This is a genomic window from Streptomyces sp. NPDC005761 (assembly GCF_040630635.1).
In the GTDB taxonomy this organism is placed as follows: Bacteria; Actinomycetota; Actinomycetes; order Streptomycetales; family Streptomycetaceae; genus Streptomyces.
This window is the reverse complement of the sequence record NZ_JBEXXX010000006.1, coordinates 195,531-207,898: the sequence shown is the minus strand read 5'-3', so window position 1 is coordinate 207,898 and position 12,368 is coordinate 195,531. Positions and strand designations below refer to the sequence as shown.

Sequence of the window (12,368 nt, the reverse complement as noted above, 5' to 3'; positions counted from 1 at the left end):
GGTGACGAACCGGGCGACGGCGCCAGTGTCCGGGACCTGGACGACGTCGGAGCTTCGTTTTCGGTCTCCCGGTCCAGCCGTTCACGCGGGCTGGTCGACCGGATCTTCGTCCAGGCGGACGCGCGAGTTCGCGGGGCGAAGGCACCCGTGAGGCTATGCCGCGACCGGTTCGTCGGTCTGATGCCGGAACGGCGGGCCGCCGGTGGCGAGGGGCGCCCGCCGACCGGGCCCGGGTCAGCCCGAGACGCTCGCCCGGCCGTTCTCGATGTGCCCCATCAACCGGCGCCGGAAGGCGTCGTCCCCGTCGACGGTGACATCCAGGTCGTACCAGCCGTGCGCGTCGGCCGCCGAGTGCACCAAGGTGCGGCTGCGTCCGGGCTTGACCTTGACGGTCCTGGCCCAGTCGCGCAGGTCCGCCTCGTCGACGTAACCCCGTGGCCGCACGCTGAAGGTGAGCGTCGTCCGCCCCGTGTTGCGCAGCGTGAGATGCAGATCGCGCTCACGGGCGTCGACCCGCGACTCGACCTCGGCCGGGGCACCGTCCTTCGCGGACCCGGCGAACTCGCGGCGGAAGCCGTTCGGCCCCGTCACCGTGAACCGGTAGGCCGCACCGGTGACGGGCACCGTCCACTGCGCCGTGCCCTTCACGTCCCGGTGCTGCGGCACCGGGAACTCGCCCGCATACGGATACAGCGCGAAGTGCGCCGACGAGCGCCCCGTGTTGCTGAGGGCCACCCGCACCGCGCCGTCCCCCACCGTGGCCTGCGCGTCCGGCTGGTACGGCAGCGCACGGGCCGGGCGCGCCCCCGGCTCCTGCACGGGCATGTGCTGCACGAGCGGCGGCCTCGGCGACCAGCGACCGCTGAACGGCGGAATGGCACCCGGCTGCTCCACCTCGGGTCGGCGATGTCCTCGCGAGAAGTCGAAGGCGGAGGTCAGGTCACCGGTGACGGTGCGCCGCCAGTCCCCGATGTTCGGTTCCTTCACTCCGGTCCAGCGCTCCAGGAAGCGGATCACGGAGGTGTGGTCGAAGACCTCGGAGCAGACGTAGCCACCGATGGTCCATGGCGACACGACGAGCATCGGCACCCGGATGCCGAGACCGGTGGGCTTGCCCTCCCACTGCTCCTCGGCCACCTCGGGCGAGGCCACCGGCGGCGGCACGTGGTCGAAGAAGCCGTCGTTCTCGTCGTAGTTGATGATGACGGCGGTGTGCCGCCAGACGTCGGGATGCCTGCCCAGCGCATCCAGGACCTTGTAGACGATCGTCGCGCTGTGGATCGGCGAGGAGACGCTCGGGTGCTCCGAGTCGACGGCGGAGGGCACCAGATAGGAGACCTCCGGCAGCGTGCCCGCCTCCACGTCCTTGGCGAACTCGTCGGCCAGCGTTCCGGTCTCCACCCGGCGCAACGCCCGCTCGAAGAGGCGGCGTTCGGACTTGTCCAGGGTGGCGACGCCCTCCTCCAGCAGGCCGAACAGCCGCTCCCGCTCGGCTGTGTCCGCGTCCCGCACGGCGGAGTAGAACGACTCCATGTACGTGTGCCCGCCGGTCTTCACCAGCGCCTTGCGGGCGATGGCCTTGAACGTGGCGAAGAACTCGATCTGGTTGTCGGTGAAGTTCTCCCACTCGGTGTACGTGCGCCAGCTGTGTCCGGCCTTCTCCAGCCGCTCCGCGTAGGTGCCCCAGTCGTATCCGGGGTGGGTGCCCTCGTCGTACGCGTCGTTGCCGACGGCCCGCCTGCCGTTCGGCTCGTTGCCGGTCTTCCCGCTCCACAGATGGTTGCGGTTGGGGCTGGTCGAGGAATGGATGGAGGAGTGGTAGGCGTCGCAGACCGTGAAGGTGTCGGCCAGCTCGTAGTGCAGCGGGATGTCACGGCGGTCGTAGTACGCCATGGTGGCGGCCGTCTTCGCGGATACCCAGCCGTTCATCCACCCGCCGGCCCACGCCTTGCCGCCGCCACTCCAGGAGTGGTCGAGCGCGCCGATGTACTGGAGGTCCTTCTTCTGCGTCTCGGCGGCGCCGCGCACCGGGAACGGCAGAACGGCGGTGCCCAGCGGTGCGGGCTGCTCGAAGACCGGCTTGCCCGAGGGCAGCTCGACGGCGTTGCGGTCACCGAAGCCGCGTACGCCTCGGAGCGTCCCGAAATAGTGGTCGAAGGAACGGTTCTCCTGCATCAGGATCACCACATGCTTGATGGCTCCGAGCCCGTCACGCCCTCCGGGCCCCGCCGAATGTGCCGGTTGCGCGGCTATCGCGGCCTGCAGCGAAGGCGGCAGCAGCGACCCCGCCGCCGCGGCGCCGAGCGCACCCCCGCCGAGCGCGAAGAGCCGTCGCCGTGAAATGTCCGTGGCCAAGATGAGCCTCCCGAGTTCTGTCGTACAGCCGGGAAGCTAATCAAGCCGGGTGGCGCGGGGAAGGATTTCGCACGGCTTCGCGGTGAACCTCCAACAGGTCGTACGGGAAAGTCCAACCGCCCAGGCTGCAGCGCTTCTTCCGTGACAGCCACGCCGGAAGCCAGCACCGGGGCTCCTCGCACATAGTGACGCAGAAGTGCGGACGCATGCTGTCCGGCACGCTGCCCGCCGGCTCGCACTGGGGGTTCTTCGACCTGGTCGTCCCCGAGCCGGCCGTCGCGGACGCCTGACTCCGCCGAGGGACAGGCGCAGTGATCAAGGATCAAGAGAGAAGAGAGAAATGAAGCTGGCAACCCTGCGCATCCGAGGCGGAGGCGGAACGGTCGCAGCCCGCCTGGACGGTGAGACACTCACCGAGATCCCGGGCCATGCCGACGTAGGCACTCTGCTCGCGAACGAGGACTGGCGGGAGATCGCAAGGAATGCCACCGGCAGCCGCCACCACCTGGCCGGGGCCGAGCTGGACACGGTCGTCCCCCGGCCGTCGAAGGTACTGTGCGCCGGCCTCAACTACACGAGCCACATCGAAGAGATGGGCAGAGGCCTTCCGGCATACCCCCCCTCTTCGCGAAGTTCGCCGATACCCTGACCGGCCCCACCGACTCCGTGGCAGCCGTTCCGGAGGATCCCGCGATGGACTGGGAGGGCGAACTGGGCGTCGTCGTCGGACGGACCGCGTACAAGGTGAGCGAGAACGAAGCGGGTGACTGCATCGCAGGATTCACGGTCGCCAACGACATCTCGATGCGGGGTTGGCAGTACCGCACGACGCAGTGGCTGCAGGGCAAGATCTGGGCGCGCTCGACCCCGGTGGGACCGTTTCTGGTCACGCCGGATGAATTCGATCCCGCAACCGCGTCCTGCGCACCACGGTCAACGGCTCACCCGTCCAGGAGCACGGGATCGCGGACCTCCTGTTCACGCCCGCTCACCTGGTCGCCTATGTTTCCACCATCCTGCCGCTCCACCCGGGCGACCTGATTCTCACCGGAACGCCTGGTGGAGTGGGACGCGCTCGCACACCTCAGGTATATCTGACGGCTGGGGACGTGGTCACGGTGACGATCGACGGAATCGGCAGCCTCTCCACGCCGATCGTCTGAACGTCGTGTGGCCGGTCCACAGAGCGTCCGACCTCACGGCGATTGGAGGACGACAGGCGCGGCTACATCCTCCACGGCGCCGTCGCCTCGATCCGGCCTCGCCCGTGAGCTCCGCCGGATCTAATCGCCGGTCGTGCCGTCGAGCATCTCGCGCAGGATGTCCAGGTGGCCGTTGTGGCGGGCCGTCTCCTCGGTGAGGTGGAGGAGGATCCAGCGAAGGTCGACGCGGAGGCCGTTGCGGATGGTCCCCTCGGCCTGCTTGTCCAGGTCGTTCCCGGCGACCAGTTCGCGGTAGCGGGCGCTCTGTTCGGCGTACTCGTCGAGCAACTGCGTGAGCGGGAAGTCGACGGCGATACGCATCTCGCGGTCCGGGTCCTCATCCGTCATGGGGGCCCGGTCCTCCTCGCCGAGGAAGACCACCTGGAACCAGTAGTACTCGACCCAGCGGAGGTGGTTGATCACTCCGCTCATGGTCATCAGCGGTGACCCCGGCAGGAGCGCCTTGCGTGCGTTCTCCGCGGACACTCCGTCGCACTTGGCGCGGGCGGTGTCACGTGCGTAGTCGAGAAACGTGGTGAGCTGGGTGCGCTCGTCCCATGCGGGTGGGGTGTCGTCGATTCTAGTCATCGCGCGAAGCGTCCCCGATCACGGCGCTCGATGTCCAGGTATTTGTCGACGGACCAACCTGCTTCGACCAGCTCCTTGTCCGGCGGGTCGCTACAGCGATTCAGCGCCGATGAGCCGCCCAGGACGCCACCCGTCCGGCCATGACCCCCGCCATCACCCCGGACGGAGAACGACCGTGGGCCGGAACCTCCACCGGCACGCACGTGGCGGCCTCCGTCGCACGGGAAGCCGTGGAGCTGCTGACCGGCCCCCTCGGAGACCGCATCCCCCTCACCCATGACACCACCACGGTCCTGGCGACCCTCGCCCCGCAGCCGACGGAGCCCGGACGGTCTCCGCCTCGACCAGGAGCACCCGGCAGGCCCCGAGCGCGAACGGCAACGTGCGCACCGGCCGGCACGTGAGGGACCAGGTCGCAGGAACGGACCGGTCACGACGGATCGAGCATGAATGGCCCGACGCGACCGTTCCCGCGAATTCTCCGGAAGTCCCCCGCCCCACCCGGCGGCCGACGGTCCGCACGCCGGCCGTCTCACATCCCACCGAAAGTAATTCGAAAGTTTTCGATCCTCCGAAAGTTTCGACAGCGCTCGATCGAGAACTTCTCAGCCTCCCGTTCTCACTTCTCCACGTAAAGCCTCATTGACCTGCGAGGCAACAATCCATGGTGGCGCTCGAATTTCGGAAAGGTTGCGGAAATCGTTGACAACTCCCTTGCCAGGCCCGACTGTTGTGTCGCTCCCGGCCGTGCAGCAATGCGCACGACCGGGCTGTGTCACCTCATCGATGGACGCCGACGTGCGCTCGGCGTGTCTTTTGGTCACAGACCGCGCTATTCGCGAGGAGGAAACAACGCATGAGCGACACTGCCCACAACTCCGACCCACGTCAGGTCAGTCGCAGGAAACTCATTCTCGGCGGGGCCGGGGCGCTGGTGGCGGCAGGGACGACAGGGCTGCTGCTGCCCGGCACGGCGCGCGCCGCAACGGTCCTCACCAGCAACGCGACCGGTACGCACAACGGCTACTACTACTCCTTCTGGACCGACACCCCCGGCTCCGTCAGCATGACGCTGTCGGACACCGCCGGCTCGTACAGCAGCCAGTGGAGCAACGCCAACAACTGGGTCGGCGGTCTCGGCTGGAGCAACGGCAGCCGCCGGGAGGTCACCTACTCCGGTTCGTTCAACCCGGGCAGCAACGGCTACCTGGCGCTGTACGGGTGGACCGCCAACCCGCTGGTCGAGTACTACATCGTGGAGAACTTCGGCCCGTACAACCCCGGCTCCGCCGGCACGAAGCGCGGCACCGTCACCGACGGCGGCGGTACGTACGACATCTACGAGTCGACCCGGACCAACCAGCCCTCCGTGGAAGGCACCAAGACCTTCCAGCAGTACTGGAGCATCCGGCAGAGCAAGCGCAGCAGCGGCACCATCAACACCGGCGCGCACTTCGACGCCTGGCAAGCGGCCGGGATGCCGATGGGGGCGTTCAACTACTACATGATCATGGCCACGGAGGGCTACCAGAGCACCGGCAGCTCCAGCGTCAGCCTGGGTGGCGGCGGGACCACGCCCACCACTCCGCCTACCACTCCCCCTCCGGGGACAGGCGCCTGCACCGCCACCTACCGCACCACCAGCGCATGGAACAACGGCTTCAACGGTGAGGTGACCATCAAGGCCGGCAGCGGCGGTGTCACGGACTGGAAGGTGCCGGTGACGCTGGCCGCCGGCCAGACGGTCACCTCCCTCTGGAACGGCACCTCCAGCAGGAGCGGAAACGTTCTGACCGTGACCCCGGTCAGCCACAACCGCACCCTGGGTGCGGGCCAGTCGGCGTCGTTCGGGTTCACCGTCAGCGGGCCCAGCAGCCCGGCCCCGTCGGTCGGCAGCTGCGGCGTGGGCTGACCCCGGCGTCCCGCGTACCCACACGCTCCGGCGCGGTGCCCCTCGGGCATCGCGCCGTTGCCTGTCCTGGGGCCGCCTTCCTCCCCGGCCGCGGGAGTCAGCGGAACGGGGAGCGCCGGACGGAAAGGATCGCGACGTCGTCGTGATGGCTTCCCTCTCCGGCGAACGATCGTGCGTCGTCGTACAGGGCTTGCGGCAGTTCGGTGGGCGAGAGGGTCACGCGCTCACTGAGCCGCTCGGTGACGGGGTAGAACGTGCCGTCGGCGGCGCGGGTCTCGGTGAGTCCGTCCGTGGTCAGCAGCAGCGTCGCGCCGGGCGGGAAGGTGAACCAGTCGACGGTCGCGGGCTCGGCGGAGAGTTCGGCGAGACCAAGGGGGACGCCGGAGCCGAAGACGGGGGTGACGACCGTGGCGTTGTGCAGCAACTGCAGGGGGACATGACCGCAGTTGATGGCCTGGACCTCGGCGTGCGCGTCGACGTTGAGGATGAGCGCCGTGACGAACCGTTCGTCGTCGCCGGTCTGCGCCGCGTAGGAGTTGTGCCGTACGACGGACGCGTCGAGGGCGTCGACCAGCGCGGTCAGGGTCGGCTCCCGGTGGGCCGCCTCACGGAACGCGCCGATGACGGCGAACGCGGCACCGACCGCCGCCAGACCCTTGCCCTGGACGTCACCGATCAGGACCCGGGTCCCCCACGGAGAGACGACGACGTCGTAGATGTCACCGCCGACGAGCCGGTCCTCCTGCACCGGCTCGTACAGGCCGTCGACCAGGACGTCGTCGGTGAGCAGTGGCATCGGGCGCAGGATGTGACGTTGCATGGCCGCGGCTGTGGAGCGCAGCCGGAGCATCTCGTGTTCGCGGCGGGTACGCCGGTGGCAGGCGTAGACGGAGGCCGCTCCCAGGGCGAAGGTCAGCAGCACCATGAGGATTCGGTCGAGCCACGAGATCCCGTCACCCGGGCGTACCAGCACGGTGACGATCACCACAAGCATGGTCCAGACCGCGACGAAGGCCGTCTGGCGTACGGTGCACAGTGCGGACGCCGTCCCCGGCAGGAAGACGAGGAGCCCGAGAAGCCATACCGGGGAATCGGACAGGGCGCCGAGGAGCATCACCAGGACGGTCACCGAGACCACGCCGATCACTACGTCGGCCCTGGGCGGTGGCTCGATGGCGTCAAGGGCGTCTGTGCGCCTCGTCGGACGGTTACGGAGCACAGGGCCTCCCGGGTCGCTGGTGCATCTCCGTACGTTAGGCAGACCCGACCGTGAGCCCGCCACGCCCCGCCGTACGGTCTCACCAGCGCGGTGGCCCGGCTGCGCCGGGCCGATGAACGTGCGGCCCGCCCGGTGAAGGGGACGTGGCCGCCTGAAGGGGAAGTGGATGCTGCAGGCATTGGGGCTGGGGCCCGTCGAAGAGGCCGTGTACACCGCGCTGCTGGCCCGCCCGACAGCCTCGGCGCAGGACCTCGTCCGGCAGACGGGGCTCGATGCGGCCGAGGCGACCCGCGTCCTGCTCGACCTGACGGCGCGGGGCATGGTGGCAGTCGCCGAGGAAGCCGGGGACGCGAAGCCTGACGCCGCCGGCGACGGGACCGGCGCCCGGCCCGCTCGTTACCGGCTCACACCGCCGTCCGTGGCCCTGGCCCCCTTCCTCGTCGAGCAGCGCAGCGCACTGCACCGGGCCGAGACCGCGTTCTCCATGCTGACGGAGCAGTACCGCAGTACCGCGGCGCACCCTGCCGGCAGCGTCGTGGAGGTGGTCGTCGGTGCGGAGCAGGTCGCCCACCGATTCCACCAGCTGCAGCGCGGGGCGCAGCGCGAACTGCTCGCCTTCCTCGTCGGGGAGCCCATCGCGGTCCCGCGCGATGATGCGGACGTGTCGGAGAGTTTCGCGTTGGAGCGCGGCGTCGACTTCCGCGTCGTGGCCGCCAAGAGCTACCTCGACGGTCCCGACGTGGCCAGGGAGGTGAGGTCGGCCATCCGAGCCGGCCTCAAGCTTCGTCTGGTCGACTCGCTGCCGCTGAAGCTGCTCGTGTCGGACCGGGAGCGTGCCATGGTTCCCCTGGACATGGCGGACTCCGGCGGCGAGCCGAGCGCCATCGTGGTGCATGGGAGCGGCCTGCTTGCCGCCCTGGTGCATCTCTTCGAGAAGGAGTGGGCTCAGGCCCGGCACGTGTACGCCGACACCACGGGCGTACACGCGGAGCCGGTCGCCGACCAGCAGCCCACCGAAGGGGAACTGGAGGTCCTCGCTCTGCTGCTCGCAGGGATCTCCGACCGGCGGGTGGCCTCCCAACTCAGCGTGTCCATACGCACCGTGGAGCGACGGACGCGCCGCCTGATGGATCTCGCCGGAGCGGATTCGCGCCTCCAGCTCGGCTGGCACGCCGCACGTGCGGGTTGGCTCTGACTTCTTCCTCCGGGTTCTGGGGGCGGTCCGCCTCCGCCGGCCGGTGATCAGCGGCGGGGGTGACCGCCTGGTCCCGTGAGCTCCCGCTCGTCGGCGGGGCGTGCCGTTCTCCGGGCAGTGAACGCACAGGGGGGTCCGCGTGACGGAAAACCGACATGCGGGCAACCCGCCACGCGGGGCGTCACCATGCCCTCCGCTTGTCTGCCAGGCTGCGGCGTCAGCACGCCATGTTCACGCTATGAAGTGGGGAGATTCATGCGCTCCATAACGCGCATAGCCTTGGGAGCGGCAACCGCCGCCGCCCTGGCTGTCACCGGGGTCACGCCTTCCGGGGCGGTGGATGCGCCGGCTGACGGTGCCCCGGGGAAGCGACCCGTCATCGGCAGCGGGGCCGCTGCGGCGGGCGGCAAGCAGGTCACGGTCACGCTCGTCACCGGCGACAAGGTGCAGGTGGCCACGGACTCCGCGGGTCGCAGCTCCGCGGTGGTGCTGCCCCGCGAGGACGGCACGCAGCCGCTGATCCAGACCCGTCAGCTGGGCAAGGACCTCTACGTCTACCCCGAGTCCGCCTCGTCGGCGATAGCCGAGGGCAAGGTCGACGAGCAGTTGTTCAACGTCTCGGCGCTCATCCGCCAGGGATACGACGACGCGCACACCGACTCGCTGCCGCTCATCGCCACGTACCGCGAGAGTGTGGACGTCGCCAGGAGCGCGCCGGCGGCTCCTCGCGGTTCCGAGCGGGGCCTGAGTCTTCCCGCGGTGGACGGCGTCGCGCTGAAGGCGGGCAAGGAGACAGCAGCCGCCTTCTGGCAGGACATCACCGACCCGCGCTCGCGTTCCGCGTCCGCGCTGAAGAAGCTGTGGCTGGACGGCAGGGTGGAGACCACACTGGACCGGTCCACCGCCCAGGTGCACGCCCCGGAGGCCTGGGCAGCCGGCTATGACGGCAAGGACACGAAGGTCGCCGTGCTGGACACGGGCGTGGACGCCGGGCACCCGGACCTCGTGGACCGGGTCGCCGCGTCCGAGAACTTCACGGACTCCGACGACACCGACGACCGGGTGGGCCACGGCACTCACACCGCCTCCACGGTCGGCGGGTCCGGAGCGGCCAGTGACGGCCGCAAGAAGGGCGTCGCGCCCGGTACGTCCCTGCTCGTCGGCAAGGTCCTCAACGACCAGGGCTACGGCCTGGACTCCTGGATCATCGCGGGTATGCAGTGGGCCGTCGACCAGAAGGCCGACGTCGTGTCCATGAGCCTGGGCAACCCCACGATCGGCGACTGCGGCGATCCGATGGCCCAGGCGACCGAGCAGCTCGCGCGCAACACGCACACCCTGTTCGTCATCGCCGCCGGCAACGCCGGCTCGAGCTCCGAGACCGTCTCCTCGCCCGGCTGCGTGCCCGGCGTGCTGACCGTCGGCGCCGTGGACCGGGACGACACCACCGCGTCGTTCTCCAGCCGCGGTCCCGTGGCTGTCACCCACACCCTCAAGCCCGAGCTGTCCGCCCCGGGCGTCGACATCTCGGCAGCCAACGCGGGGGGCCGCGGCGTCTACGCGTACCAGTCGATGTCGGGCACCTCCATGGCCACCCCGCATGTCGCGGGCGCCGCTGCCGTCGTCCGCCAGGCGCACCCGGACTGGACCGCGCAGCAGATCAAGGCCGCTCTGGTCTCCTCCGCCCGCACCGGCGGCAAGGTAGCGGGCGCCGATCAGACCGGCGGCGGGGTCCTCGACGTGTTCGGCGCGGTGAACCAGAAGGTTCTCGCCGCACCTGCCGTCCAGGCCGGCAGCTACAACTGGCCGCAGGATGCCTCGGACCGCACCACGGTGAACGTGCCCTTCACCAACACCAGCGGCAGCGACCTCACCCTGAGCCTGAAGGTCGACGGCGTGCACGGCAACGACGGCAGCGAGGTCCGCTCCGGCATCGTCGAGCTGGAGCAGAACAAGGTGAGAGTGCCCGCGGGGGCCACCGCTCAGGTGCCGCTGCGCGTCGACCCCACCGCTCGCCTGAAGGACGGCCAGTACGGTGCGGTCACCGGCCGGATCATGGCCACCGGCGGCGGTGCGCACGTCTCCGTGCCCGTCACGCTCTATGTCCAGCCGGAGACGGTCACGCTCCGGGTCAAGCTCATCGACCGCAACGGCAAGCCCGCGGCGGGCCCCTCCTCCCTGGACCTCGTGAGCCTCGACACCGACAAGGGCGAGCGGCGCAGCAATGCGGGTGCGGCCGACCAGACCTACGGCGTACGCCCGGGCGACTACTCCCTCAGCAGCTTCGTGGGGACGTACGACGCGGACAACGCACCCGAATCGGTCAGCTACCTGGCGCAGCCGCAGCTTCGGATCACCCGTGACACCACCGTCGTCCTCGACGCCCGCAAGGCCCACCGGCTGAGCTTCAGCACCGACCGGCCCTCGTCGGTGGACAGCACCACGTTCAGCTACACCCGCTCATGGGACGACACCTGGCAGATCTCCGGATCGATCATGGCCGGCAGTGGCGTGCAGAAGTTCTACGCAGATGTCGACGGACGGGCCGAGAACGGCGACTTCGAGTTCCGGCCCACCTGGCGTGCGACCGGCTCCGAGGACGGATCGCCGTACATCTACAACCTGTCCTTCCCGACCCGGGGTCCGCTCCACTCCGACCAGGTCTACCGGCCGAAGGACTCCAGGCTGGCCCAGGTCACCGAGACGTGGAAGGCCCTGGGCAAGGAGGGCGACTACACGGACGCCATGTTCCTCCGCCCCGCCGGGAGCGTCGGCTCCTATGTCCCCGTCAGCCCGTTCGGCCAGGTCCACGTACCCGCCACCCGCACCGCCTACTACACGACCGGTCCGGACGCGTGGTCCCACAGCGCGATGACCAGCTTCCCGTTCGCCGCGTTCCTGGTTGACCACTTGCGCACCTACCGGACCGGGCAGCGGGGCGCCGAGGAGTGGTACGCCGGCCCTCTGCACCCGGCCGCTCCTCGCGACGCCGACGGCAAGCCGATGCTGGCCGCAGAACGGCAGGGCGACCTGATCGGCATCCAGACCGCGCTCTGGAACGACGGATCCGGCGACCACTGGTCCTACGGCGCGTCGTTCGGCGACCTCGGCAAACTGGTACTGAAGCGCGACGGTCAGCAGATCGCCACCAGCGCCTATCCGTACGACGTGTTCGAGGTGCCGGACGAGGACTCCGCGTACGAGCTCACCCAGTACCTCGAGAAGATCCCGTCCTCGGACCGGAACTGGCTGCGCTCCACCGCGGTCGGCACCACCTGGAGCTTCCGCTCCCACCGGGAGCCCGACGTCTACTCGCGCGGTCTGCCGATCCTCTTCCCGGTGTACGACGTGCCGGTCGACGGCATGAACACCGTGCCGGCGCAGAGCGGCATCAAGGTCGGCCTGGCGGTCGAGGGCCATGCCGGGTATGCCCCGGGCGCGGTCGAGGCCGCCTCGCTGTCCTACTCCTACGACGGCGGCGCCACCTGGATCCAGGCGCCGACCCAGCAGCGAAACGGCAGGTGGACGGCGGTCCTCGACCACTCCGGCGCCGCCGGCAAGCAGGTCACGACGAAGGCCACCTTCACCGACGCCAACGGCAACGCGGTCACCCAGACCATCACGCGCGCCTACGACGTCCGGTAGTCACCTCCCCCGTTCACGCGGTACGGCCGGGCAGCCCGCACCAGCGGCGGGCCGCCCGGCCTCAGGCGAGCTGAACCCGACCGAACCGGTCGGGTTCTTCCGCTTTTCCGTCCATCGCCCGCGACTTTCTGGTGGAGAGCAGGAGGACGGCGGTCGGTCGGCAGGCGAGGTCGACAACTGCCCGGATCGGATGGGACAACAGGGGACACCTCCTTGTTTACATCGATGTACATGCGGCCCTACTGTGACGCC

9 protein-coding genes are annotated in these 12,368 nt (G+C 69.5%); 6 read left to right on the top strand and 3 right to left on the bottom strand.

All coding sequences use genetic code 11. The features are described from left to right. Nucleotides 1-234: 234 nt before the first annotated feature. Nucleotides 235-2,355: a phosphocholine-specific phospholipase C gene (locus ABZ434_RS08750; RefSeq protein WP_359133184.1), complete on the bottom strand. Its 2,121-nt coding sequence runs from the start codon at nt 2,353-2,355 to the stop codon at nt 235-237. A gap of 340 nt (nt 2,356-2,695) precedes the next feature. Here ABZ434_RS08750 and ABZ434_RS08745 point away from each other — a divergent pair, with 340 nt between their 5' ends. The 3 genes from ABZ434_RS08745 to ABZ434_RS08735 are packed head-to-tail and all read left to right on the top strand — an operon-like array spanning nt 2,696 to nt 3,518. Continuing rightward, complete coding sequence (locus ABZ434_RS08745) at nt 2,696-3,004, top strand: hypothetical protein (RefSeq protein ID WP_359133286.1); 309 nt, start codon at nt 2,696-2,698, stop codon at nt 3,002-3,004. After that, nucleotides 2,911-3,396: a fumarylacetoacetate hydrolase family protein gene (locus ABZ434_RS08740; RefSeq protein WP_359133182.1), complete on the top strand. Its 486-nt coding sequence runs from the start codon at nt 2,911-2,913 to the stop codon at nt 3,394-3,396. Before ABZ434_RS08745 ends, ABZ434_RS08740 begins: the two co-directional genes overlap by 94 nt. Next, nucleotides 3,318-3,518 carry a fumarylacetoacetate hydrolase family protein gene (locus tag ABZ434_RS08735; RefSeq protein ID WP_359133275.1) on the top strand — a complete coding sequence of 67 codons (201 nt, stop codon included), beginning with the start codon at nt 3,318-3,320 and terminating at the stop codon, nt 3,516-3,518. The genes ABZ434_RS08740 and ABZ434_RS08735 overlap by 79 nt, the downstream gene beginning before the upstream one ends. 120 nt (nt 3,519-3,638) lie before the next feature. Here ABZ434_RS08735 and ABZ434_RS08730 read toward each other — a convergent pair whose 3' ends face one another. After that, nucleotides 3,639-4,145 carry a DinB family protein gene (locus ABZ434_RS08730; protein ID WP_359133180.1) on the bottom strand — a complete coding sequence of 169 codons (507 nt, stop codon included), beginning with the start codon at nt 4,143-4,145 and terminating at the stop codon, nt 3,639-3,641. An 856-nt stretch (nt 4,146-5,001) separates the two neighbouring features. Here ABZ434_RS08730 and ABZ434_RS08725 point away from each other — a divergent pair. Next, nucleotides 5,002-6,057, top strand: coding sequence for a glycoside hydrolase family 11 protein (locus tag ABZ434_RS08725; protein ID WP_359133178.1), 1,056 nt, complete (start codon nt 5,002-5,004; stop codon nt 6,055-6,057). A 97-nt stretch (nt 6,058-6,154) separates the two neighbouring features. Here ABZ434_RS08725 and ABZ434_RS08720 read toward each other — a convergent pair whose 3' ends face one another. After that, nucleotides 6,155-7,276: a PP2C family protein-serine/threonine phosphatase gene (locus tag ABZ434_RS08720; protein ID WP_359133176.1), complete on the bottom strand. Its 1,122-nt coding sequence runs from the start codon at nt 7,274-7,276 to the stop codon at nt 6,155-6,157. 166 nt (nt 7,277-7,442) lie between these two features. On the opposite strand from ABZ434_RS08720, the gene ABZ434_RS08715 reads away from it, so the two are divergent. Both ABZ434_RS08715 and ABZ434_RS08710 read left to right on the top strand, forming a co-directional pair. Then, nucleotides 7,443-8,471, top strand: coding sequence for a helix-turn-helix domain-containing protein (locus tag ABZ434_RS08715; RefSeq protein WP_359133174.1), 1,029 nt, complete (start codon nt 7,443-7,445; stop codon nt 8,469-8,471). A gap of 255 nt (nt 8,472-8,726) precedes the next feature. Further along, complete coding sequence (locus ABZ434_RS08710; protein WP_359133172.1) at nt 8,727-12,116, top strand: S8 family serine peptidase; 3,390 nt, start codon at nt 8,727-8,729, stop codon at nt 12,114-12,116. Nucleotides 12,117-12,368 lie beyond the last annotated feature (252 nt).